The organism is Neobacillus drentensis, from assembly GCF_036962125.1.
Classification (GTDB): domain Bacteria; phylum Bacillota; class Bacilli; order Bacillales; family Cytobacillaceae; genus Neobacillus; species Neobacillus drentensis_B.
Map to the genome: position 1 here is coordinate 24,507 of NZ_JBALOA010000009.1, position 24,410 is coordinate 48,916.

Here is a 24,410-nt window from a genome sequence, read left to right on the forward strand (position 1 = left end):
CCATTATAGCAGCTCATCCCTCAACTCTTGCCGTTACTATAAGTACTATGTTTCTAATACTTATCAACAACCGCCCCTATACTGGATGCTTTTACATATGGTTGGTCTTTTAATTCAAGTAAGGCATCTTTCGTTCCTGTAACAACTACACCAATAATAAATCCATCTCTTTGACGATTCTTAACTAACTCATACTCACTTTTATCAAATTTTCTTAATCGCTTTAAAAAGTTTGCTTCACTTTTTATTTTTGTGGAACTCATCGCTTGTCCTACTTTTGAAGATGGGTCATATATTCCAAATAACCATTGTCCAGATTCAGGTTCATTCCGTTCATCCGCTTTATTTGGATAGTCATTGACCCAATACCACATGGGATGGACTGATTTGGGAAGCATTTTCTTCACTTCATTTAATGAGTAACTTTTATCAAACGAAATTCCTAATTCGATATACTTATCATTGGGGTATTCTTTAAGTTCTGATAAGTCATTTGCATAGGACTTGTATCTATATTGAGGTACATAAAATAACATGGAACGCTCGCCATCGGGTATGTGTATGTGCGTGTCCTCATCAATTATTGTGCTATAGGATGAAAAAGACATCGAGGTAAAACCTCTTAATCCAAAATGGGCTTCTTGTGTTTCCCAAGGTATGATCTTATCTTCAACCACTTTAAATACCTCTCGTTTAATCGTTCCTTTTAGAAAACCATAATCTATGGTCTCCGTATTAATGATTGTATTTGGTGCTTTCATCACTGCATCCTGTGCCATTAGTTTTATAGTTGTTTCACTGCCTTTTTTCATAACCCACCATAAATTTGCTCTATATAAGCCAAAGATCATTAGGGAACAGACAATTGCAGATATTAGAATAGTTCTATATATAGTCACTCGTTTGGCTTTTTTCAATGTATTGCCTAATGATTTTTCATCAAAGACGGACTCAAACTTATCATTATTTTTGTCGGTCATTATTTTCCCTCCCATAAAGCTCCTTGAATTTTGCTCTTGCACGAGCTAAATACGTTTTCACTCCATCTGGCTTCATTTCTAAATATTGAGCAATCTGTTGATACGACCACTCTAAATCATATTTTAGAAGGAGCAACTGTTTAAATTTAAGTGGCAGTTGTTCCAATGTCTCCCTTACTTGAAGTTCATCTTCTTTGTTAATAATGAGTTCATCGATCAACTTAGAATTTGAAACAAGATTTTCATTTAATTGAAGTGACGGGGACTTGTTATTTTTGCGACAATCATCGTAATACAAATTTATAGCTACCTTAAAAAGCCAAGCTCTGTATTTGTCGGTATTAATTGACTCAATATGTATCATCAACTTGTAAACTGCATCTTGAACCATATCTTTTGCTGTTTCCGAATCCGCACCTTGCTTTTTTAAATAGAAATATAGTTCGTTCATCACTTTCATTAACTGATCATTTGAAACCCGACTCTTCAAGCGCTTTCCTCCTTCCGTTTATATAACGTTAGAAGAACTAAAATGTATACAGGCTATTAAAATTATTTTCACGCATAAAAAGCGATTCTCACACTAGAATCGCTCTACTTAGTCCTTTTCAGCTGGTAATCATCATTTATGTTTCAATTTAATACCCATCATCCTGACCTTACAAATATGTATACTTGTATTGTCGCTCCTCGTTCCTAGTTATGCCTATCTCATTTTCATCTAAACCGTTACATACGGAAAAATAACCTTCTTCAAGCTGAAAACCCATTCCCATTAATTGTCCTATCCATTCAATCAATTCAACTTTAACTATACGCTTTTTAATACATTGATTGAGTTCCTTCAATTTGTTCTTTTCCCAACTAAGTAAAAAATCGGTTCCATAGTAATCTATTACTTCAGATAAATCAATTTGATCAAATGTAATAGCGTATTGATCCGTTTTAAAAGCACATAATTCTAACTGACAATCGTCAAACCTTAAGATTACAGGTAAATCATTAAACCACTCATCTTGATTTTGTTCCCATGCGACCCAAACTTCCTCTATTATCTTCCCTTTTAGCCCCTGTAATCTTGTTTTATGTTCATCTATTAAATGAGATAGATCGGAATAAAATTCAGGATGGTAATTTTTGATTCCAAACATAAATCACCTCTTCTTCAAGTTTTATTTAGCAACGGATTATCCAAAGCCGTTTTATTTTTTACATTTTTATGTAGATGCTTGGTTAAATCAATGTACTAGTAGCTGTAACCCATGGGAAAAAGTATAAAATCATTACTTTTCCTATATCATCATTTTTTCTTCAAGAAAAGCATATTTCCTCATTGTCCACCTTACTACAATTGTTCTTACAAATAAATACTCAACCTTGTTCATTTATTTCCCTGCAATATCCTTCCTGCCTTAACTGAACCGTTACTCAAGAAGAAAGTCCGCCACAGCGACTATCGAATTTCAATTCAAAAGGTACCGCCTTTATTAACATAAGCCCCAAATATGCGCATAACTTATCCTTTGTCCGTAAAAAATATGGAGGAGGTGAGAACAAGTGGAAAATGATAATTTACAACTTACATCTTCCGAAATAGGAACACTATGGGGGGAGTATGTAAACGGAACTATGACCGAGATAGTAAATAGGTATATGATTTCTATTTTGGAAGACGAATCAATAAAAAAAGTTTTTGAAATTGCCATTGAGACATGGGAAAAGCAAAAGAAGCAGATTGTTGCCTTCATTGTGGATGAGGGATTTCCAGTTCCTATTGGATTTACTGAGTCGGACCTTATTAATAAAGGTGCAGAGAGATTGTTTTCTGACTCATTCTGTTTAAATTATTTACATATTATGACGATACATGGTTTGTTGGGTCACACAACTGCTTTAAGTGTTTCTGTTAGAAAGGACTTACGGGAATTTTACAATTCATGTGATAATGATGCAAAAAGCATGTATGATTTAACGATTGAGTTATTGCTTAAAAAAGGAAAATTCCAAAGAGACCCTTATTTCTATCCTGATGAAAACCCTAAATTTATTTCTACCAAAGATTTTACTGATGGATTCTTCGGAAAAGGGAGACTTTTATCTGCAACAGAAATAATCAGTATTTCTCTTAACATTAAAAAGAGCATTACGGCAAAAACTCTTGCAATTGGATTTAGTCAAGTAGCTGAATCAAAAGAAATAAGAACGTTTTTTGAGGAAGTAAGAAAAAAGGCAGATGAAAACATACAAGCCCTTGCAAGTATTTTGCACAAGGAAAATTTGCCCGTTCCAATGTCGTGGGAATCAGAGGTTACAACGTCACAAGACTCTCCTTTTTCAGATAAATTAATGATGTATCATATGGGTTTCTTGGGTCAAGCTGCACAAGTATATTACGGTACAGGTCTAGCAGGAGCCATGCGAACAGACCTAGCTGTCGTTTATGAAAAGACAATTCTAAAAACATTAACATTGACAAAAAGTTGGTTCGATATTATGGTGGAAAACAAATGGTTAGAACAGCCACCGCTTGCTCCTAATAGGGATGAACTTGCACAGGATAAATAAGATATACCCCTCATTAGTGAGGGGTATACTTTTAATTAACTTTTTAATTTAAGGGATAATTTCAACATAAATTAGTTATTGTTAATCAAAGAATTCTTCTGGATATAAATGCTCTTCATCTGTTTCAACATCTGGGTACTGAGTAAAAATAGACTCAAATTCATCATTTTCGATAAGGTAATCAATAACCTCTAAAATCCGGCTTCGACTGGCAATATCAATAAGAACCATATCACTTGACCAATAATATGCACCGCTCATGCATTCACCTGTCCGTTTATTCATTTCGCTCAGGGTCTTAATGTTTTTATATGTAATAAAACTTGCAATCCATACAGTACGGTCAGAGAAAGTAACTTTCACATCAAGATTGTCATCTTCAATATTCCATTCACCTTCTGCCCATTCCTCTGCCTCTATCCAAATATGTTTATTTCTATTTCCCTTCAATAGAAATCCCCCTCTATCACATATAAATTAAGCACCCGTTTTTTAAACTCCTTATTTTCCTACATAATCAATCTTAATCCCATTCACTTTTTATCCGTTTAAATATGTGTAATATCTTTTTTCCCCTGAAATCGTTTTACAGTTACAAAGGCTAGAATACCAAACGATAATACAGTCCAAAAAAGGTACATTTTCGTATAAAGACTCGATATCGAGAAGTAATTAGGGAAGAACTGATAACGGGTAAAACCTAGCATGGAAAGAACACTAATATATAAGTAATAGGCAAATTTAGCACCTATTGCTATCTCTAAACTATTGGTTTTAGAGGTTATATAGGTTAAAAGGATTCCTATCACAATATAACTTAGCCCAGAATAAACAGGATTCAGATCCATGAGATACGGATCGAAGGAAATAAGAATTCCTCCATTAATCAGACCTACAATAATCGAGAGGAAAATCTTATTACTAACCTTCGAGCCAATCCACTGCATCAGGTAACTCCTAAAATACAACTCTTCCATCAACGTTTGAATAGGTAAAAAGACGATTAATAGCCCGAATACCTTTAAAAAGACCTCCAGGTTGATTCTATTTAAAGAATAATCACTCGAAAAGAGGAAATAGTCAATAATTGTGGTTGTGCACATGGGTATTAATAGAACCAAAAATCCCCAGCCCATCTTCCTCCAATTCACCTTTTTATTTGGTGTAATCAAGGTAAGCACACTTCTCCTATGAATCAGCAGCATAACTAAGACAATACCAATTAAACAAAAAACAACATAAAGTTGGTGGAAAGAATAGTTGATATAGGGATTTAGCGATATAGCTTGGTCTAAATCAGGACTATAAAAACTACCGGCACTCCCGTCGTGCTCTACATACCACTTGTAGAACATAGTAGATAATGGATCACTTAAAATTAATAAGGTCATTAGCAGTAAAAGAGAAATAATGTAATTCCACCATCTATTCCTACCTCTATTTGTTTTTAAAAAATTCTCTTCCACAAGTTATTCACTCCAGTAATGTGATTTTAAGAAGAATGTATTAGTTCTAATTATTATTTATACGCTGATTATCCCTTCCCCCCACCAAATAAATAACTGCTCCAATGAAGGTGCGATCCATTCGCGGCTATCGTTCTCGTGATTCCAAAAGTATATATCTTTATTTTGTATATCACCATTTACAATCGAATATCCAAAGTGATCACCGTTGCCCGATCCGCCAATAAATAATAGGCAGTCTAATGGCATGTACGTTTCTTTGAAAATTTCATCTGTTCTAAAATCAGCATTTAGCTCCATTATATATTTTGTGGACGAGAATCCGGCTCCTCTCACTTCAGCCCCATTCGTCTCTTCAAGAAAATCAATTAATTCATTCGGAAGAGTCAAGTTAAATTTCGCTTCGATTTCCTCTATTTCATTTAAAGAAGCTGGTTCAAAAAATTTCGCGTCCTCATCGACGTATCTCATTAGTTCTTTCCACATAGGTAAATTCCTTTTTGATTAGATTTAATAAAGAGCACGGGGACGGTTCTAGACTTGAGAACCGTCCCCGTGTCACACCCCAGCTATTTGACTGTAATTTTCCGTTTGATGGTTGTTTTGTTTCCTGATTGATCGAACACGTAGTAGGTTAAAGTATATTTCCCTTTTTTCCGTGTGTTGACCGAACCGCTGATTTGGATTTTTTTTGTTAGGTTGCCGTCCGAGTTATCCTTTGCGAGTACGCCTGTCCTTGGATTGAAGGATAAATATCTTTTAATCGTTTTCGATTTTACCCCGTAAATGACGGGTTTAATATTGTCTTTGACAGTAATTTTCCGAGTTATGGTGGAGGTGTTCCCTGATTTATCTACAACCGAGTAAGTCAGAACGTAAACTCCTTTTACCTTCGCGTTGACGGCTCCCTTAATATTAATATTTTTCGTTAGGTTGCCATCGACATTATCGGTCGCACTCACACCGGCCCGAGGGTTAAAGGTATAATTAATATTGATTGTTTGGTTTGTTATCCCTTTTAGGACGGGCTTCACATGATCATTGACAGTTATTTTACGAGTAGCTGTTGTTTCATTCCCCGAACTGTCCTTAACCAAATACGTCAGCCAATAGGTTCCTTTGGCCTTCACATTAACCCAGCCGCTGATCCGGATTGATCCAGTGATATCGCCATCGACATTATCGATTGCTCCCACTCCCGCACGCGGATTAAAAGCAGTATTAATTGGAATGGCTTTATCTGTGATTCCTTTAAATACAGGCTTCACCTGATCAACGACGGTAATTTTGCGAGTTGCCGTTGTTTCATTTCTCGAACTGTCCCTAACTGTATACGTCAGCCAATAAATGCCCTTCATGTGAACATCCACCGAGCCGCTGACCTGGATCAATTTTGTAAGATCGCCATCGGGAATATCATTTGCAGCCACACCGGCGAGCGGGTCAAAGGCTGAATGAATATTAATGGTCTTATCTGTTACCCCTTTCAATACAGGTTTCACACGATCGGATACCGTTATTTGACGAGTAGCAGATATAGCATTCCCCGAACTGTCCTTCACTGTATAGGTAAGCTCATAGATTCCCTTGGTGTTACTATCTACAGAACCGGATATGTGGATTGAGGAGGTTAAATCCCCATCGACGGTATCCGTAGCCTTCACCCCATCAAGAGGATCAAATGCGGTTCCGATTTGAATCCATTGGTTTGTTATCCCTTCAAACCAAGGTGATTCATTATCATAAATGGTGACTTTTCGTTCAACTGTAGTTCGATTGCCTGACGTATCCACAACTTCATACGTTAGGACGTAAATTCCTTTTGTGTCCCCATTTACCGCACCAAATATTTCGATTGCGATTGTTAAATCTCCATCTGCATTATCGGTTGCCTTTACCCCTGAGAGAGGATCAAATACGGTCCCGATTGGAATCGCGATGTCCTCGACTCCTTCAAATACAGGCTTCACATTATCATATACCATCACCTTACGGGTAACTGATGTTTCTTTTCCTGAGCTGTTCTTTACTGTGTACGTAAGCCAATATGTTCCCGCCGCGTTCACATTCACCACGCCGCTGATTCGGATTGAAGCCGTTATATCTCCGTCAACAGAGTCCGTTGCCTTCACCCCTAAAAGAGGATCAAAGTCAGTACTGATTGGAGTCGATTTATCAGATACACCTGTTATCACGGGAACGCTGACAGGTCCTGGGATCGGATCCGTTTTATGCGTTGCTGTTAAGGTATAGGTGGTAGCGTCGCCGTATACACCGCTAGGAGAATAGACATTGATATAATAAGTGGTTCCCTTTTTCACGTTAAAAGTGTAAAGGGTATCCTCCCCATCTTTTGTCACCACTGGGGGCGCTTTCGTGCCATAATCATAGGATACTTCCAGCCCTGCCGGGAATGTCGAGTGAACACGGAACTGAAGATTTCCATCATATTGTGTGTCCCAGTAGACAAACGGATCCGTGTCCCATGAGTAGTCTATTTTTCCAGTAAACGACTGGTCTAAAGGCAGGCGCATCGAATTGGTGTTCGTGACGTCATCGGCCGGAACCTTCGTAAGCTTCAATGAATAATTTCCTATTTTTATAGATTTATTGACTCGATAGACCAAAAGATAAGAGGTGCCTGCAGGCAGAACCTCTGTTAATTGGTGAAAATAATTGGGTTGGATATCCGTGAATTGCGAAAATCCGCTCACCCCCGCACCTTGATCATTGTATCCCCAGATCGTTCCTATTCCTAATTGGTCTTGGACACCTTCAATCGCAATGCGTTGTGGTTCCGTTAGAACAAATTTATACCAGTCTATATCTGACTCATTTTCAAATTTAAACTGGTAGGTTTGGTCCGTTTCTAGCAGCATGGCTTCCTGTAGCACATTATTGGGTTCTCCAAAGGAATCTTGAATTACCTCATGATTATTTGGATAGGTGATTTGGAAGTCATACGTACCTCTGTATCCATTAATTGGACCAATAGATAAGTAGTAGGTACCTGGTGTTACCCACTGACGGAAGCTTTGCCCATAGGCTTCACTGGAGGCAATCCAATTTAAATTTTTACCACCCTCGTCAAACACACGCATATTAAAATTTTTACCCTTTACTATCGCCAAAATTTGACCTGCTTGGCTGACCTCAATTTTGTAGAAATCCCTATCGCTCGAATATTCGATTGCAGATGAAATTGTCTGTGCGCTTGGTAATGGATAAGCTAATCCGAGCGAATCGTTCGGCTCATAGTTGCTGTTCCAATCAGGAGTATCAGTTGGCAGAATAACCTTTAATTGGTACTCTCCCGTCTTCTCGGGAATATTCAACAACATCTGTACCCTTAAGTAATATTTGTGGCCCTTTTCTACTTTAAATACAGATGGATCACGAATAACATCTAATAGTTTCATATTTTCATCATATAAAACCGCCCAGATCCTTAGTGCATTCGCTTGGTACATTACCAGATCCCCAGTAGCTTCAGGGGTAATTTCATATGTATTCACTTGCCCCTCGTAATCAATCGTTCCCACGAGCATATTTTCATCATTCGGTATGTATAATATGGCGTTTTCTGGTAGGGCTTCTGCCGATGTCGAAATCGGTAATAAACTAGCAAATAATATAAAAATTAGGAGATAAGAAATTACTTTTCTCAAATACATTCACTCTCTTTCTCTGAACATACGGGGTCCTATTGGCACAAGGCACTTGCTATGGAATTATCAGCATCGTCCCAGTGGCACGTTATATTGCATTTCGGTTATTTCTATCTCAAACCAATTAAATTCTCCGTCTTCTTCAAACCAAGTAACCTCAGATTTGCTAGGGATTCGTATCCCTTCAAATTCTTTATATTCTTTATTTATACCTCCCCAATCACTTAAGATATATTGTCCATTCATTTCTCTGTACCGTTTGCCTATAAAACGAAGAATGTCCCCATTTTCATTAAAATGAAAGATCCCAGAGGCAGACACCCCATTATATTCCATGGTAGCGCTCGCGGATTTTTGATCAATTGCCTTCCACTTTATATAAGGGTTTAATGCAGCCGTCGGGAACCACATCATTTCAGCAAGATAACGCATCATGGTACTAGAATCCATTTCTGGACCCTTTGCATCCACAACTGGTAATAAGGAAAGAACTTTTATTTTCATTTTCCCTTTGCCAGCGTGATATGTATCAATTCCTGATAAATGTATGAACGGTGCCATTTTCACATTTGCGATCCAAACAAACCCAGGCTGATCGACAGTAAAGTATTGCTCAGCCTTCGTTGGCATCCATGGCCCATTCTTTTTTGTACGCATTCTTCCTTCTTGTTTGAGCCGAGCGGTTACTATTTTTTCCTTCCCTATAACATTAGAATGGAGTAACCAATTTTGAACAGGGTACGGTAGATTTTTTAGATCCTCTTTATCTATCATTTTTACATTCTCTTCATTAAAAGTTTGATATAACAGTTTTACATTTTTTTCTGCTTCTTTTAAAAATAAACCCTTGGCTATTCTAGGCAGTGCTGCTAAAACAAGTAGGATAACAGCAATAAACATTATGATTAGCGTCCCAGTAGGCAATAGTAACCGTCCTTTCATGTAAAAGTTTGGAGTGATCCTAAAAGAAGGCTTAGAGGGTGTCTCTGATGAAACAAAGTAACTTCATTTAGGAAGTAACAAATTTAAGCCCCAAAAAAGATAAAGGTATGATACATGACGGCAGCAAGGGCTGCTGTTTGGTCATCGCTCGCTTCGATGCGGATACGGTTGGTTAGACTCGTATTGATATGATCAAGATTCCGAACCGTAGCGATGGTTTCCGTGCCTTTTCTTAAAATCCCGGTGTCTGTGGGGTCTCTCTCCAGGCTGTACACTGCTCCTTTGATGGAAACCGTTTGCATTTTTTCAAGCAGTTGTACTCGCTGTTGATGGATTGGTAGTTTCTCCCCTGTTTTGCCATTGAGTAACTTGTACCGAATCCCCGTAAACAAGCACTCGATTTTGTAGATAGGGATTTGATCTTGAGTCTGAACCTGGTAACAAAACGGCATCCCGCCACGAAAATTCCAATGAGCGATCTGGGTCAATAATCGGTGGCGGTTCTTTTTTAATAAAAAGACGACTTCGTTTTGCTCGTTATAAATCGGCAGAGTCATCCGGAATGGGACATATTCTGGAACTGTATATGTATAAATAGACAATGTTGTTTCTCCTTACCGGTTCGTAATCAAATAACCGAGTCTAACATCTGACGTATTTGCGTTTGAAACCAATTCTTCCTCGCTCGATTTCCTTTTGGATATTTTCAGAGGCAAGCAGAATACTGTTTTTTTTCTTATCCCGCTTCATTTCGACTGGTCCGACTGCCTTAGCAGTTTCGATGGCTTTTTCATGGAGCGGCACATAGTGAACTGCCACGGTGAAGATAAAATTATTCATTGCAGATTTTGTTCGTTCAGGCGCCTCGTGAATTGTTTTTTCAACCTGATCGAGCATATTTGCCAGCTTGCTTTCGTCGAACTCATTGTCCTTGCGGCTGCCCAACAGCCAGCAATAACAACTCCAGCCGGCCGACATTTTAAGCTCTTCCCCACTTGCAATCCATTTATCGGCAACGGTTTGCGCAATATCGGTTTCGGCTAAAGTGACCGCCACCACATAATCCGACAGCATATAAAAATACGCCCCCTCGATCCAACGCTCAAAATCCGCCTCCGTCATGATCTTTGGGTCGGCGATGACCCCGGCAAAATACATGGCATCATAGTTTCCTGTGGCGTAAAGCTGCTCAGCCAACGGTTGATTTTTCTTAATTTTCCTTGCGATCGGCTTCATAGCGCCCGTAGCTACCCCAAACACCGGCTCGTGTGCGCCATTGCCTATGTATATTTTCTTCATCCGTTCCTTACCTAGCGCTTCCAGTTCCTGCATGACCATTTCAAAATCCAACCTAATGCACTTCCTTCCCTTTATGAATACCTATCTTTCATTATAACCAAAAGGCCCGGGCGACTGTCTTGGCGGCATAGAAATAACTTCAAAAAGAGCCAGGAAAACAGTCACCCATTTATTTCACAAAGATAACTATTAGGACCAAATAAAATAGTAAACTTACAAAAAACAATACTCCAATCATCCAACCTTTTATCTCTTTGAAATAATTTCTTATTAAAATTAATAAAGAAACACCAAAAGAAGATAGGATAAATTTACTGACCTTCCCGAAAATATCAATAAGAAAATCGCTTTCCATTGAGCCCAATACTAACCCATTTAAAGCAAAAAAATAAAAAAAACACAAGAAAATTCTCAAACTAACTGCTCCTTTTTTAAAGTCCCACTTCTATCCATTTCCAATTTAACATAAATATTCCGATTATTTTATTCATAAAATAAAATTTATTTTGACATATCCCTCGATACTAAACGGGTCTCCTTAAACCATTGAAAGAGTATTTCAACACAACAATAATATAATATAAAACAATATTAATTTATTGATAATCGATAAATAACATGTTAAAATCATGTTGTTATTAAATCAGTGAGGTGTTTTTAGTGAATGTTAAACGAGGCTCAACCTATTTCTTAAAGGTAACTATTTTTCTGGCTGGAATTGCCGTGCTTGCTTTATGTATATTTTTAGTGCCCCATATGGCGAACTTCACAGCAAAATTGTATCCAAATATTGCTCCAATGAAATATCTCGTTTTCATCCTGATGTATGGAGCCGCCGTGCCTTTTTACTTTGCTCTCTATCAGGCTTTCAACCTTTTACGGTACATTGACCTGAACACTGCGTTCTCAGAAATATCTGTAAAGGCGTTAAAGAACATAAAATACTGTGCGATAACAATCAGTGGTTTGTATGTATTAGGTTTGCCGCTCTTTCGTTTTATCGCGAAGAAAGTTGACCCTCCTATTGGATTCATAGGACTCATCATCATTTTTGCTGCGTTGGTTATCGCCGTTTTTGCTGCGATCCTCCAACGGCTTCTACAAGAAGCGATTAACATAAAATCAGAAAATGATTTGACGGTCTGAGGTGGAGAGATGGCAATTATTATTAATATTGATGTGATGTTAGCAAAACGTAAAATGAGTGTAACGGAGCTTTCGGATAGAGTTGGAATTACGATGGCGAATCTTTCTATTCTTAAAAACGGGAAAGCAAAAGCGGTTCGCTTTTCAACATTAGAAGCGATTTGTAAGGCTTTGGATTGTCAGCCAGGTGATATTTTGGAGTACAAAAGCGACGAGGACAATCAGTAAAAACAGACAACAAATTTTTTAATGAACGGGAGTCGATAAATCATTTAAGGGATAGACATTAAGCTATCCTTTCTTTGTGTTTAATGATGCGATTTACTCAATGAATTCCACGAGAGATAAAAGAATGATTTTTGTAAATACTATGGTTGTTAAACACTAAATGGAGGAGGGCTTCTATGGAACAGAATCAACAGGCTAATGTGAATCCGAGATCTATGATGAAACCGGAATTTGCCGGAACCGACCCCCAAAAAGTAAAACAAGAAATTCAACAGGATGTACGGGCAGGACAAGGTGCAATGACTTCCAGAGAGGCAGGAGCCATGCAGGATTAATCTTAAAAGCAGTTCATAAAAAAGCTTACTAGGTTAAGCCCTGAAGCTGATAAATAGACGGAGTGAGTTTTATCTCAAAAATCCAAGAGGAGAACTGCCCTGTGAAGCTGAATCATGCAAAAAAACCCCTCCACTCGACGTGGAGGGATCCTCTTATAATTCTTCCCCATTGGTTTCAATCACTTTTTGATACCAAGCAAAGGAATCCTTCTTATAACGCTTCATTGAACCGTTACCTTCATTATCACGATCGACATAGATCATCCCATAGCGTTTTTTCATTTCGCCTGTTGTGAAAGAGACGATATCAATGATTCCCCATGGAGTATAACCGATTAAATCCACGCCATCATAGGTAACTGCTTTTTCTAATGCTTCAATATGTGATTTTAAATATTGAATTCTTTCCGGATCATGAATGGAGCCGTCCTCTTCCAGGGTATCAATCGCGCCAAAGCCATTTTCAACGATAAACAAAGGAATTTGATAGCGATCATAGAAACGATTTAACGTATATCTTAATCCGGTTGGATCAATCGTCCAGCCCCAATCACTCGATTTGATGTATGGATTTTCTACCCCATTTGGTAAGCCGCCATTTAGGATTGAACCCGTGTTGTTATTTATCACATCGCTTTTTACGGTTGTCGACATGTAATAGCTAAAGCCGAGGTAATCGACTGTACCCTTTTTAAGGATTTCAGCATCAGCGTCTTCCATACGGATTTGATAGCCCTCTCGTTCGAATTCTTTTAACGCATAGCTTGGATAATAACCACGGACTTGTACGTCTGGGAAGAAGTACCGTTGTCTCATTTCTTCCTCCGCTAACATCACATCTTCTGGATTCGATGAATATGGATAAATCGGCACATGTGAAACCATTGCTCCAATTTGGAACTCAGGGTTAATTTCTTTCCCTTTTGCGACCGCTAAGGCACTTGCTACTAATTCATGGTGTGCTGTTTGATACATAACTTCCTTTGCGTTTTCGTTTTCTCCTACCAATACACCTGAGTTCGTCCATAAGAAGATTGGATTATTCACGTCCATTTGGTTATTGATTTCGTTAAAAGTCATCCAGTATTTCACTTTATCCTTATAGCGATCGAAACAAACCTCAGCAAATTTTGCGAAAAAGTCGACCAACTTTCTGTTTCTGAAACCGCCATACTCTCTTGCCAAATGTAACGGCATTTCGAAGTGTGATAGGGTAATGACCGGCTCAATTCCATATTTCAGCAGTTCATCAAAGACGTCATCATAAAATTGTAAGCCTGCTTCGTTCGGTTCCGTTTCATCACCTTTTGGAAAAATTCGGCTCCAGCCGATTGATGTCCGCAAACATTTCAAGCCCATTTCCGCAAATAAAGCGATATCCTCTTTATATTTATGATAAAAATCAATCGCCACCTGGTTTGGGTAGTATTCATTCGCTTCGATTGTTTCAGTGATTTTTCTAGGTACGCCATGGGCACCTGCAGTCATGACATCGACAACACTTGGTCCTTTACCGCCTGCATTCCAGCCGCCTTCGAATTGGTGAGCGGCTAACGCACCGCCCCATAAAAAATCGTTTGGAAATTTTGCCATGTTGATTTCCTCCTTATTTTATAACGGTTATTCCTCTCATTAGGTATTCCACTTCATTTTAAAAATATATGTTCACATTATAATTGTACCGGTATAATTTATCAACACCCAAACAATATACTTATAACTGGATAATAATTTTAACCACTTCATGCTATAATGCTACTATGAAGGAAAGTAAATACATTAATGAGGAATGACTATGCTAAAGTACCAGCAAATTGCAGCAGAACTGGAAACGTATATTGAAGAAAAGGCCCTTCAACAAGGAGATAAACTGCCGATCTTGGAAACATTAATGGCACAATTTGAAGTCAGTAAGAGCACGATTACAAAATCTTTAGATCTATTGGAGAAAAAGGGAGTCGTCTTTCAAGTCAGAGGCAGTGGAATTTTTGTGAGAAGGCACAAGAGAAAAGGCTACATTAGTTTGCTTTCGAATCAAGGGTTTAAAAGTGATCTTGAGGATTATCAACTCACGTCAAAAGTCATTGAATTAGACGTCCGGAAACCAACAATCGAAGTGGCCGATAACTTAAATATTGGACTCGGGGATGATATCTATTATGTCGCAAGGGTTCGCTATATTAATGGGCAAACCTTATGCTATGAGGAATCCTATTACAATAAAGCGCTCATTACCTATTTAAATAAAGAAATTGTTTCTGAGTCGATTTTTCATTACATTCGGGACGGGTTGGGTTTAAAGGTCGGCTTTTCCGATATGTTCCTTCATGTCGACCAATTGAATGAAGAAGAAGCGAATTATTTACACTTGAGGCCGGGCGCACCTAAGCTTTATGTTGAAACAATTTTTCATTTAACTAACGGACAGCCTTTCGACTTCTCAAAAGTCACTTATAACTATGAACAATCCCAGTTCTTTCTCCAAGCAAATAGCAGCATGTAAATCGATGCTTGGTTTCTCACGGTGAGATATCAAGCCCTTTTTATGGGCATCATTATTTATTGTAAAAAATTTCATTTTTGTAGGAAGTAGTGTTGAAAAATGCTCAGAGTTTTAAGCTCTGAGCTTTTTTTGTCTATTATTTTTTTTGTTAAGAAAAAGTTAAGCCAGGTTAGGCATAATCAATCTTGTAAGCGAGAAAACAACAACATAATAGATAAATATCCGTGTAGGAGGAATGACACAATGAAGAAAAAATGGTTAGTTTGGCTTCCAGTCGGAGCAGCTGCAATCTGGGCCGGCTCGCATTTCCTTCCAGGCTTCGGGCACTTTGGCCACTTCTGTGGTCAGGGCATGATGCAGGGTGGGTCTGGACAAGCAATGATGCAAGGCGGATCGGGACAAGCGATGATGCAAGGCGGTCATGGACATGGCATGATGCAGGGCGGTCGCGGCAACGGCATGATGGGACATGATGGCAGACATGGTTTTGGTTTTGACTTTGGTTGGGTAAGAATTCTTGTCGGCGTAGGAATTGGCCTCTTTGGTGTCTCCCTTCGCAAACATGCCGGCGATAAGGTATGGAAAAAGTGGGCTGGCTACGGATTAATCGGTGTCGGTCTTGTTACCGCCTTTAAGGCAGCTCTTCCAGTCCTTGCGATTGGTGCAGGTGCTTACTGGCTGCTTAAGAAGGCTCGCTCCCCTAAACAAAAGGAGTTTATCCCGGTCGGCTATACTGCCACTTCGGTAAGCAACAACTCACAGATTTTGGATACATGGGAAAAGAATATACTTAAGGAGGAAAAATAAAATGGGTATTTTTAATCGAGTAAAAACTATTGTTAAGGCAGATTTAAATGAATTATTAGATCGGGTGGAAGACCCTATCAGTTTAATGAATCAATATATGCGCGAATTGGACGAGCAGGTTGATCAGGCAAAGGATGCGTTAGCGCAGCAGTTATATTTAGAAAAACGCCATGAGCAACTGGTGGCAGGGGTTGCGGCTGTTGTGGCCAAACGTTCACGCCAGGCAGAGCTTGCCGTTGCAAAAGGGGAGGACACCATTGCTAGGATTGCCCTTCAGGAAAAATTGAACGAGGAAGCGAAGCTGAAAGTCTATTCAGAGCAATATGCGGCCATGAAACAACAGACATCCGCACTCCGTGACCAAATTGATGTCTTGCTTGAAAAATATAACGAATTGGCCAACAGACGACTTGTTCTCCTCTCACGTGCCCATGCAGCCAAGGCACAGGAGCAGCTGCAAGGAGCAATCGCATCCTTCAGTGCAGACCAAGCCTTGAAGGGCTTTAACCGTGTGGAAGATTATGTTCAAAGATTAGAGGCTCAGGCGTTAGCTGGCTCTTACTTTATCCCCTCTGCCCCTTCGGTAGACATGGAAGTACAGGAAGCGGTCGAACGTGAATTGGCGCTGCTAAAGGAAAATAAGTAAACAAGGTTTTGGTCGTCCAAACCTAATCCATCCGTGGGGGGCACTATTAGCAAAGCGCGAGATAACGCTAGGCGATGGTCCCCCTTTTATTTAAATACAAAGGAGTTGAAATTATGACGGAATTAAAAAGGAAAAGGAAAGGCTGGAGATGGCTGCTTGGAGCTGTTGTATTAATCGTGGTCTTGTTTATTGGTTTGCAATATACCAAACTGGCCCCCCAAACCTTTTTTCAGAACCTAGTCACACAAGGAAATAATTTTATTAAAACAACGGTGGAACAAATTTTTGTACCAAGTAGCTTAGAGTCGATTGTCGCACCATTAAGCGGTATGTTGGGGATTTGCGCTGCTGACTTTTCTTTATATAGTATTTTATTCGTTTCTATCACTCTAGCAGCCTTACTAGTGGGCTGGTACCTTCGTAAATTTGGGAAGAACAAATGGTTAGGCTATCTCCTTAGCTTCATCGGGTTTCTTCCAATCTTACCGATTATGTTCGCTGGTTCGCTAGTTAATTGGTTGGGTAAACAATATTGGAAGAGTGGGAAAGCCCATTCGAAAAAAGGAAAGAAATCTTCAAACTATGAAGGCTCCAATCCTCCGCCTACGGTTGAAGGATTGGGAACAAGTATATAGTAGGTTGCCATGGGGACGGTATCTGTAGGGAGAACCGGCACTTTAGTATGCTTTATAAGCATAGAAAAATGGAACGAAATAAATAATAATAATTGAAACCTCACCGGTTGGTGAGCACCAAAGGTTCGGAACATACAGGAGGTGCAGGATGGAGAAGGCAGAAAAGATGAAACAGGTAGGAGAGCTGTTTGCAAAATTTCATCATCTTCATGAAGAATATGGACGATTATGGGTAGATGAAACCTTTCTCCATTGGGATTGGTGGGGATCAGTTTTTTTAGCAGCAGGTCCATGGATATTTTGGATTTTTTATCGAAAAAAGGAAAGTACACACCGTCTTCTCTATGCAGGTGTTACTGTCATGCTTATTTCACTATGTTTAGATTATACCGGGGCAGCGCTTGGGCTTTGGTATTATAGTGGGAAAGAAAGTCCTTCGTTCCCAGCTTGGTTACCGTTTAATTTTTGTATGCTGCCTGTTGCAATTATGTTTCTCATTCAAACAAAGCCTCATATTTCAGCATGGAAAAAAAGTATATTCTTTGGAGTATTGACCGCCTATGTTGGCGAACCTCTCTTCGTTTGGGCGGGATACTATGTTTTAACTGGTTGGAAATACACCTTTTCGTTGCCTATCTATGCCCTTATTTTCTTATTCGCCGATTGGCTGACAAAGAGGAAAAACTTCTCCGATGCTTGCTGCAAGTGAGATTGTATTAAAGTGTGGGTCCACCAATATTGTTATTTTCGGGCGGGTATTCCTGTAACTTCTCCGTTAGATGGCTGCCATCCGACGGAATCTCTCCCGATTTTCTTCCCAAAAACATCGCAATTCCAGCCAAAATAATAACCGGCCCAAATATATATAACCAAATCATTCGAACACCTCCAAAACTTAGCTAGTCATTAATAGTATATAACAAATTTAACCATTTTTTACAGTTATTTTAGATCGAGAAAAAAATACCTACACTCCACATGTAGGTAGGGCTGGATTACTTTTTAAATTTACTAGTGAATTTGCTAAAGTATGGGGTGATTTCTTTTAATAGTGGTTTATATTGTTCAGTAGTCGCTTTGATAGTTTCAAAGGTTTCGAAGAGTAATTCGATATCCACGTTGTTCATAATATTTTCCACTTTATTCTGCATCGTTTGAGGTTGATGATCATGGTTGTGCGTTCGATTTTCCCTAATTCCACGCCCCCAAAACCAACCATCATTACGCTTTGTTCTCGAAGTCGAGTCTTCTTCTGTTTGGGATGTACCTCTTGGTTGACGGTTCCCAAACATGAATTTAGAAAAACGGTCCACTTCTCTAGTCGACTTTTGTTTCCGATGATGATCCTTGTCCTCCAATCACGGTCCTCCTCTCTTTAATGCCTCTTCCATAAACTATGATTCATTATTTAAAAAGTGTGGATACTTGTCTAAAAAAATAAAAAGCAGATAAAGTAACTCCCTTATCCACTCAATTAGATTCAATGCCTGGGTGCAAACAAAATGACCGAGGCTCCGATTAAGCTTATGCCGGCACCGACCCAATCATACAAATCTGGTGTTTTTCGGTCGATTGCCCATCCCCATAAAATAGACAGTACGATGAACACACCCCCGTAGGCTGCGTACACTCTCCCGAATGAGGGGAAATTTTGAAAGGTAGCAATGATGCCGTACAAAGCTAAAATGATACCTCCGCCAATTCCCCATAGCACAGGCTTTCCTTCTCGCAGCCACAGCCAAATTAAATAACCACCACCGATTTCAGCCAATCCGGCAAGGATAAACAAAACAATTGCATTAAAAATAAAGACCACACCCCTTTCGATGGTAAAATTATAGCCCACACCAGGCGAAATAACCCAACATCAGGCGCTTGTTCCTCGATCAGGTCATTGAATAGAATCCAAGTCTAATCAGATAAATGCCTACTAGCTGCAAAGACCCAAAGCATCGACGTCAAATTAAACACATATGCGTTCCCTCAATTGTATATAATGCACTAAGCCTTTTTATGGAAATACAAGGGAGGTCACCACATCATGAATTCTCGATTAACGGATCAGCAAATGCTTGAAATTATTCGGAATGGCCTTACCCCTTCACAAACTCCTAAACATATTATTATTATCGGTGCCGGTATGGCAGGACTCGTTGCGGCCTCTTTATTAAAAGAGACTGGGCATAAAGTCACAGTGCTCGAAGCAAATGATAGAGTTGGAGGGCGTGTTCACACCATCCGCGCTCCCTTTAGTGAATCCTTATATTTTAATGCCGGAGCCATGCGTATTCCTGATACCCACCATTTAACCTTTGAATATATTAAAAGATTCAAGCTGCCTACCAATCTATTTATTAACCGAACTCCCACGGACATCATCTACGCCAACGGCATCAAAACACGTCTTAATGTTTTTGAACGGAATCCCAGCATTTTAAAATTCCCTGTCGCGCCCCATGAACAAGGAAAATCGGCTGAGGACCTGTTGCTGTCTGCAATCCAGCCCATTATCAACTTTATTAATCAAGACCCCGAAAAGAATTGGCCCCAAATCGAAAAACAATATCGAAGTCTTTCATTTGGTGCTTTCTTAAATACTTATTTTTCAATCGGGGCGAATGACATGATTGGTGTGCTTCTAGATTTGGAAGCTTTTATGGGCATGACCTTTGTTGAAGTATTACGGGAGATCATCATCTTAACAACCACCAAGTCTTTCTATGAAATAACGGGCGGCATGGACCGCTTACCGCTTGCCTTTGTTCCGCAATTAAGAGAGAACATCCACTTCAACCAACGAATGATGGAAATCTCTCAATCACAGGACAGTGTCACAATTCATTGTAAGCATCAGCTAACCAGCTTGAATACGAAGATCACTGGCGACCTCGCCATCGTGACGATTCCCTTTTCGACCCTGCGCTTTGTAAAAATTGAGCCCTATCATTCTTTTACCTATTATAAACGGGTAGCAATCCGCGAGCTCAATTATATGGCCTCGACCAAAATCGCCATCGAATTTAAGAGCCGATTTTGGGAAAAAGAAGGGCAGCGTGGCGGGAAATCCATTACGGAGCTGCCGATTCGCTTTAGCTATTATCCAAGTTACGGGATTGGGACACCTGGTCCTGCGGTTGTTATCGCGAGTTATATCTGGGCAGACGAGGCCCTGACTTTAGAGAGCCTGTCTGAAAAAGAGCAGCTTCAATGTGCGTTGGCAAACCTGGCAGAAATTTATGGGCCATACGTTTATTCAGAGTTTATCTCAGGGACAACTTATAGCTGGAGCAAGAATCCCTATTCGTGCGGAGGCTTTACCTCGTTTGAGCCCGGACAGGATTTGGAGCTCTATCCTTATGTTTCAACCGTTGAGGGAAGAGTCCACTTTGCCGGCGAACATACCTCACTTACCCACGGCTGGATCCAAGGAGCGATTGAATCAGGTGTCCGGACCGCCAAAGAAGTGAATGACCGACCAAAATAGTTGGGAGTTTTAATCAGGATCAATGACGATTTGGTCAGGATGATTAATTTGGTCCAGTTTTTCAAGGTAAATCCCATGGTCATGAAAGGCAATATTACTGATCCGAATGGGCTGGGACTTTAAAAAACGAACAAGATCAAACAAACTCTCCTTGTCAGTTTTCCCGCCCTTCAGACCAATTAAGTACCCGCCCGTACATTCATGGGCTAAAAGATTTTCCTCAAAGCAGTAAAAACTTTGGTCAAATACACCGACGGTCAAACCAAATTCAAGCGAATATCCTCGTCTTTCGACCCCCTCTTCAATTGCTTTAAATTTGTCAAAGTCCCGCTGAAACAAGGAAACATTGACGACATGAAGGTCCTGAAATAGCATCCTTTTTACTATTCCTTTCTCTCTAAAGCGAGACAGACCCTTAAACTCAACGGGAACCTCTATCGATTTTGTTTTTAACGAGAGTGTCTCGGGTGCAGGTTTGTAGGTATTAAAGAGTTGAATAAATTGATAGATGGTGTTAACTGACTTTTCGTCATACAAGTTAATATCCTTATCATAACTAGCTGTAACCTGAATTCCCTCCCGATCAGAAAATTCAACATCCGAAAAGCCCAGTGTTGATAGTTCTTTTTTATTCTTATTGAAAAATTTTCTGCCTGATATCGCCTGCTTTTTCTGTTTTTTATAAGTGTCCCCAGTTACGCTCGTGGAAAATAAACCCTTCAGATACACCTCAAACGTAACCGGAATTTCTTCCTTACTCTTCAACACAAACGTGCGGTCCCCGCCGTTCCCTTCATTCACATCCTCACGCTCTTCAATTGTGACGCCAACTCCGTACTCTTTTTTCACATAATCCCTAACAATCTGATTCACTTGCTGCTCAGATTCACATGCCGTCAGTGCGAGCATGGAAACGAGGAGGAACCAGACTACGATTCTCTTTTTCACTTTTAATCTCCTGCCTTCCGCATAAATCCATAATAAACCATTTCCGCTATTTGAATGGTGACTTTTCCTGATAATTATTCCACTAAATCAAATTAGGATCACAAGGGGGGCAATTGCGGATTTTTAAAAAGCATGAAACTTGTCCAATCACCTTCTTTTTCAAAAAATATAATGGTGATGTGGTTAGTAATTACTATCCTCAAATACTTTTTGGGAGGTGATTGTGCATGTGCTATGGATACGGCGGCGGCTATGGCGGTGGCTACGGTGGCGGTTCTAACAACAGTTTTGTTTTAATCGTAGTATTGTTCATTTTGTTAATCATTGTAGGCGCTTCTTTCTTAGGCTAATCAATCAAAAAAGTGCCTAGTCACTTTTTTGGAAGATCCAGAGGACAGGTTGCAAGATAACCTGTCCTTTTTTTGCAGTGGGCGGGATTTGTCCAGAACCGAGGCGGATTCCGCCGTTCCCTGGAATATTCCCGCGGGACCGATGATGGATTCCGCCAACTTCCCCTTTTATTCCGCCAAACCCCTTTTTCAATTACCTTTTTTGGTATTAAACCAGCCAAATCCCTCGGTAGTTTTTAAAGTAAAGGTTCCCCTGATGGGACGGCGATTTCGCCGTTTGCGACGATATTCCCGCCAAACTTTGGCAGGATTCCGCCGTTCTCTGGAATATTCCCGCGAGACCAATGATGGATTCCGCCAACTTCCCCTATGATTCCGCCAAACCCCTTTTTAGTTACCATACTTCTAAAATAGCCTTTTCTCAAATCTGTATTTGAAAAGTTTACGTGTATACGAGAATGATAGTTTGGCAATAATGAGGATAGGAACTTAATTCGAGGGGGTTACGAAGATGAAGGAAAGTAAGTTGTTATTGTCGGAGTTTGCTAATGAGGACGGGTTTGAGCTTAATAGTTATATTACGAGTTTGTTTGAATATATTACTAGCTTATCAAAAACGGAAATAAATAAAATAGAGCCAACCCCTTAATCTGTGGGAGTTGGCTCTATTTTTGTTTAGGAATAAACCAATTTAATAACTACTTTTCCCTTTTTATCAATGAAACCTGCTTTTCCTTTTTTCTTCACATATATAAGCCCCTCTTTGAATGACCGCACTTCATCATACTGGGGCGTGATGACGATTTTCCCTTTAGCATTAATAAAACCATATTTACCTTTATACTGAACAAGCGATAAATAAGAGTCACTTTTGTAAAAAGGATTAATGTCGCTAAATTTTGGCTTGACCAGGACCTTTCCTGTTGATGTCAGAAGTCCATATTTCGATCCCTGCTGCATACGAATTAAGCCCTTGTATTGAAATGGGTCGAGTCGGTCATAGTTGGGTTGAATGAAAACTTTCCCTTTGCTATTCATCGCGCCTTCTTTGTTATTCTTCTTAAAAATAACAAAATCATCCGTAAACTGGCCATCACCATAGGTTGCCAGTCTCACATAATCATAGGAGGGCGGGGCAATAACCTTTCCCGTATCATTTGCAACACCATATTTTAAATTTTGCCGAATGATCGCTACTCCTCGTTTGTTAAACAAACTAATTGAATCATAGGTAAAATCCAGAATCACTTCACCCTTTTTATTGATCATTCCATACTTCCCATTTTTGATGACGACCGCGGCATTGTGCCTAAATTCATAGAGCGCACTCCCATCACTATCGTAGGCTGTCTCATATTGTGGTTGAATGATTATTTTTCCAGTTGTATCAATATAGCCTAGCTTACCGCCGACTACAACTGGTGCTAAACCCTTCCAGAAAAAATCAACGGAATCATAGTTCGGTTCTACGATCATTTTTCCATTTGTGCTGATAAAACCCCATTTTTCATTAAGTTTTGTTTCGGCAAAACCATTAACAAACGATCCAATATAATCATATTTGGGCGTAGCAATGATTTTTCCCATTGTGTTAATAACCCCGTATTTTTCATTATTTTTGATTCTAGCCAGTCCGTTCTCAAAAGATGCGATGGATTCATAAACAGGTGCGACGATAACTTTTCCTTGCTTATTGATTAACCCGAACTTTTTATCTTGGGAGACTGTGAAAACTCCATTCGTGTTTTCCGTGATCTCATCATAGGTTGGCGCTAGGATAATACTGCCTTTTGTGTTGATAATTCCATATTTACCGTTACTCTTGTAAGCGGCAACACCATTGTGAAAATCACTAATGCTATCATATTTTGGTTTAACCATCGTTTTACCAGATGTGCTGATTAATCCATATTTATTTTTCTTTTCTACTAGAATTGGATTATATAAACCAACATCAGCATAGTCATATTGCGGCGTGACAATCACTTTTCCCTTTTGATTAATGAACCCGTATTTATTCCCTTTTTTTACGCGTAGTAAATTGGTCCGCTTGGATTGATCAATTGCTTGGTAAAGCGGCTTAATTGCGACCTTCCCTTTTCTATCCAACATTCCATACTTACCATATTGCTTAAATAATACTAGGCCATTAGTAAATTCGGTTCCAAGAACCTTCTTACTGCTTGCAGCATACGTTGTCGATTGTGCTGTACCAATCAACAAGCTAAACAGAATCACAGCAACGAGACCAATTTTTAAATACTTTTTCATTTGAGCTCGGACCCCCTATTCACTAAAATTATAGCATAATTTTCCATATATTTATATTTTTTTAATCCGAGCTGATTTTTCATTAAAATATCCATGTAGTTGAGCGTGGGCTATCTCTATGGGTGCATTTTTGGGTA

Annotated in this window: 29 protein-coding genes and 1 pseudogene; 12 read left to right on the forward strand and 18 right to left on the reverse strand. The window is 39.4% G+C overall.

Going from position 1 to position 24,410, the window contains the following annotated elements; all coding sequences use genetic code 11:
- Positions 1 to 53: 53 nt before the first annotated feature.
- The 3 genes from V7121_RS09265 to V7121_RS09275 form a co-directional block, all read right to left on the reverse strand.
- Entirely contained in the window at positions 54 to 980 is a 927-nt protein-coding gene (locus V7121_RS09265; protein ID WP_335496847.1) for an anti sigma factor C-terminal domain-containing protein, read from the reverse strand.
- The gene (locus V7121_RS09270; protein ID WP_335496848.1) at positions 964 to 1,470 is read right to left on the reverse strand and encodes an RNA polymerase sigma factor; all 507 of its coding nucleotides are present in this window, start codon (positions 1,468 to 1,470) and stop codon (positions 964 to 966) included. Before V7121_RS09270 ends, V7121_RS09265 begins: the two co-directional genes overlap by 17 nt.
- A gap of 169 nt (positions 1,471 to 1,639) precedes the next feature.
- A complete protein-coding gene (locus tag V7121_RS09275) occupies positions 1,640 to 2,131 on the reverse strand; it encodes a hypothetical protein (RefSeq protein WP_335496849.1) in 492 nt (163 codons plus the stop codon).
- Positions 2,132 to 2,537: 406 nt separating this feature from the next.
- On the opposite strand from V7121_RS09275, the gene V7121_RS09280 reads away from it, so the two are divergent.
- Complete coding sequence (locus V7121_RS09280) at positions 2,538 to 3,545, forward strand: DUF3231 family protein (RefSeq protein ID WP_335496852.1); 1,008 nt, start codon at positions 2,538 to 2,540, stop codon at positions 3,543 to 3,545.
- Between the two features lie 81 nt (positions 3,546 to 3,626).
- Here the strand turns inward: V7121_RS09280 and V7121_RS09285 are convergent, their stop codons facing one another.
- From V7121_RS09285 to V7121_RS09315, 7 genes are all read right to left on the reverse strand, one after another.
- The gene (locus tag V7121_RS09285) at positions 3,627 to 3,995 is read right to left on the reverse strand and encodes a hypothetical protein (RefSeq protein ID WP_335496855.1); all 369 of its coding nucleotides are present in this window, start codon (positions 3,993 to 3,995) and stop codon (positions 3,627 to 3,629) included.
- A gap of 98 nt (positions 3,996 to 4,093) precedes the next feature.
- Entirely contained in the window at positions 4,094 to 5,011 is a 918-nt protein-coding gene (locus V7121_RS09290) for a CPBP family intramembrane glutamic endopeptidase (protein ID WP_335546426.1), read from the reverse strand.
- A gap of 57 nt (positions 5,012 to 5,068) precedes the next feature.
- Positions 5,069 to 5,482, reverse strand: a complete 414-nt coding sequence (locus V7121_RS09295; RefSeq protein WP_335546427.1) for an SMI1/KNR4 family protein — start codon at positions 5,480 to 5,482, stop codon at positions 5,069 to 5,071.
- 98 nt (positions 5,483 to 5,580) lie between these two features.
- A complete protein-coding gene (locus V7121_RS09300; protein ID WP_335496862.1) occupies positions 5,581 to 8,679 on the reverse strand; it encodes a DUF5011 domain-containing protein in 3,099 nt (1,032 codons plus the stop codon).
- Between the two features lie 66 nt (positions 8,680 to 8,745).
- Positions 8,746 to 9,579, reverse strand: coding sequence for a DUF6544 family protein (locus V7121_RS09305; RefSeq protein WP_335496865.1), 834 nt, complete (start codon positions 9,577 to 9,579; stop codon positions 8,746 to 8,748).
- A 125-nt stretch (positions 9,580 to 9,704) separates the two neighbouring features.
- Complete coding sequence (locus V7121_RS09310; RefSeq protein ID WP_335496869.1) at positions 9,705 to 10,223, reverse strand: tubby C-terminal domain-like protein; 519 nt, start codon at positions 10,221 to 10,223, stop codon at positions 9,705 to 9,707.
- A 40-nt stretch (positions 10,224 to 10,263) separates the two neighbouring features.
- Complete coding sequence (locus V7121_RS09315) at positions 10,264 to 10,971, reverse strand: DNA alkylation repair protein (protein ID WP_335496871.1); 708 nt, start codon at positions 10,969 to 10,971, stop codon at positions 10,264 to 10,266.
- Between the two features lie 609 nt (positions 10,972 to 11,580).
- Here V7121_RS09315 and V7121_RS09320 point away from each other — a divergent pair.
- From V7121_RS09320 to V7121_RS09330, 3 genes are all read left to right on the forward strand, one after another.
- Positions 11,581 to 12,066: a DUF2975 domain-containing protein gene (locus V7121_RS09320; RefSeq protein WP_335496874.1), complete on the forward strand. Its 486-nt coding sequence runs from the start codon at positions 11,581 to 11,583 to the stop codon at positions 12,064 to 12,066.
- Positions 12,067 to 12,075: 9 nt separating this feature from the next.
- A complete protein-coding gene (locus V7121_RS09325) occupies positions 12,076 to 12,294 on the forward strand; it encodes a helix-turn-helix domain-containing protein (RefSeq protein WP_335496876.1) in 219 nt (72 codons plus the stop codon).
- A 176-nt stretch (positions 12,295 to 12,470) separates the two neighbouring features.
- The gene (locus V7121_RS09330; protein ID WP_335496879.1) at positions 12,471 to 12,629 is read left to right on the forward strand and encodes a hypothetical protein; all 159 of its coding nucleotides are present in this window, start codon (positions 12,471 to 12,473) and stop codon (positions 12,627 to 12,629) included.
- Positions 12,630 to 12,782: 153 nt separating this feature from the next.
- Here the strand turns inward: V7121_RS09330 and bglA are convergent, their stop codons facing one another.
- A complete protein-coding gene (gene bglA / locus V7121_RS09335; protein ID WP_335496881.1) occupies positions 12,783 to 14,222 on the reverse strand; it encodes a 6-phospho-beta-glucosidase BglA in 1,440 nt (479 codons plus the stop codon).
- Positions 14,223 to 14,424: 202 nt separating this feature from the next.
- Between bglA and V7121_RS09340 the strand changes: the two genes are divergently transcribed.
- The 5 genes from V7121_RS09340 to V7121_RS09360 all read left to right on the forward strand — a co-directional run bounded on the left by V7121_RS09340 (position 14,425) and on the right by V7121_RS09360 (position 17,929).
- Positions 14,425 to 15,132 carry a GntR family transcriptional regulator gene (locus V7121_RS09340; protein WP_335496885.1) on the forward strand — a complete coding sequence of 236 codons (708 nt, stop codon included), beginning with the start codon at positions 14,425 to 14,427 and terminating at the stop codon, positions 15,130 to 15,132.
- Positions 15,133 to 15,375: 243 nt separating this feature from the next.
- Positions 15,376 to 15,939: a hypothetical protein gene (locus tag V7121_RS09345; protein ID WP_335496887.1), complete on the forward strand. Its 564-nt coding sequence runs from the start codon at positions 15,376 to 15,378 to the stop codon at positions 15,937 to 15,939.
- Position 15,940: 1 nt separating this feature from the next.
- A complete protein-coding gene (locus V7121_RS09350) occupies positions 15,941 to 16,585 on the forward strand; it encodes a PspA/IM30 family protein (protein WP_335496889.1) in 645 nt (214 codons plus the stop codon).
- Positions 16,586 to 16,698: 113 nt separating this feature from the next.
- Entirely contained in the window at positions 16,699 to 17,220 is a 522-nt protein-coding gene (locus tag V7121_RS09355) for a hypothetical protein (protein ID WP_335496892.1), read from the forward strand.
- Between the two features lie 148 nt (positions 17,221 to 17,368).
- Positions 17,369 to 17,929, forward strand: a complete 561-nt coding sequence (locus V7121_RS09360; protein WP_335496893.1) for a CBO0543 family protein — start codon at positions 17,369 to 17,371, stop codon at positions 17,927 to 17,929.
- A 7-nt stretch (positions 17,930 to 17,936) separates the two neighbouring features.
- Here the strand turns inward: V7121_RS09360 and V7121_RS09365 are convergent, their stop codons facing one another.
- The 3 genes from V7121_RS09365 to V7121_RS09375 all read right to left on the reverse strand — a co-directional run bounded on the left by V7121_RS09365 (position 17,937) and on the right by V7121_RS09375 (position 19,036).
- Positions 17,937 to 18,098: a hypothetical protein gene (locus V7121_RS09365; RefSeq protein ID WP_335496895.1), complete on the reverse strand. Its 162-nt coding sequence runs from the start codon at positions 18,096 to 18,098 to the stop codon at positions 17,937 to 17,939.
- A 117-nt stretch (positions 18,099 to 18,215) separates the two neighbouring features.
- On the reverse strand, positions 18,216 to 18,578 hold the full coding sequence (locus V7121_RS09370) for a hypothetical protein (protein WP_335496899.1): 363 nt from the start codon (positions 18,576 to 18,578) through the stop codon (positions 18,216 to 18,218).
- A 122-nt stretch (positions 18,579 to 18,700) separates the two neighbouring features.
- On the reverse strand, positions 18,701 to 19,036 hold the full coding sequence (locus V7121_RS09375) for a YnfA family protein (RefSeq protein ID WP_420490710.1): 336 nt from the start codon (positions 19,034 to 19,036) through the stop codon (positions 18,701 to 18,703).
- A 225-nt stretch (positions 19,037 to 19,261) separates the two neighbouring features.
- Here V7121_RS09375 and V7121_RS09380 point away from each other — a divergent pair, with 225 nt between their 5' ends.
- Positions 19,262 to 20,704, forward strand: a complete 1,443-nt coding sequence (locus tag V7121_RS09380) for a flavin monoamine oxidase family protein (RefSeq protein WP_335496901.1) — start codon at positions 19,262 to 19,264, stop codon at positions 20,702 to 20,704.
- A gap of 9 nt (positions 20,705 to 20,713) precedes the next feature.
- Here V7121_RS09380 and V7121_RS09385 read toward each other — a convergent pair whose 3' ends face one another.
- The gene (locus V7121_RS09385) at positions 20,714 to 21,652 is read right to left on the reverse strand and encodes a hypothetical protein (protein WP_335496903.1); all 939 of its coding nucleotides are present in this window, start codon (positions 21,650 to 21,652) and stop codon (positions 20,714 to 20,716) included.
- Between the two features lie 260 nt (positions 21,653 to 21,912).
- Here V7121_RS09385 and V7121_RS09390 point away from each other — a divergent pair.
- Positions 21,913 to 22,002, forward strand: a pseudogene (locus V7121_RS09390) (YjcZ family sporulation protein); the annotation flags it as partial.
- A gap of 16 nt (positions 22,003 to 22,018) precedes the next feature.
- Here V7121_RS09390 and V7121_RS09395 read toward each other — a convergent pair.
- A complete protein-coding gene (locus V7121_RS09395) occupies positions 22,019 to 22,195 on the reverse strand; it encodes a hypothetical protein (RefSeq protein WP_335546429.1) in 177 nt (58 codons plus the stop codon).
- Between the two features lie 43 nt (positions 22,196 to 22,238).
- Entirely contained in the window at positions 22,239 to 22,403 is a 165-nt protein-coding gene (locus V7121_RS09400; protein WP_335546431.1) for a hypothetical protein, read from the reverse strand.
- A 110-nt stretch (positions 22,404 to 22,513) separates the two neighbouring features.
- Here V7121_RS09400 and V7121_RS09405 point away from each other — a divergent pair, with 110 nt between their 5' ends.
- The gene (locus V7121_RS09405; RefSeq protein ID WP_335496906.1) at positions 22,514 to 22,651 is read left to right on the forward strand and encodes a hypothetical protein; all 138 of its coding nucleotides are present in this window, start codon (positions 22,514 to 22,516) and stop codon (positions 22,649 to 22,651) included.
- Positions 22,652 to 22,677: 26 nt separating this feature from the next.
- On the opposite strand, the gene V7121_RS09410 is transcribed toward V7121_RS09405, so the two are convergent.
- The gene (locus V7121_RS09410) at positions 22,678 to 24,273 is read right to left on the reverse strand and encodes a WG repeat-containing protein (protein WP_335496907.1); all 1,596 of its coding nucleotides are present in this window, start codon (positions 24,271 to 24,273) and stop codon (positions 22,678 to 22,680) included.
- Between the last annotated feature and the right edge of the window lie 137 nt (positions 24,274 to 24,410).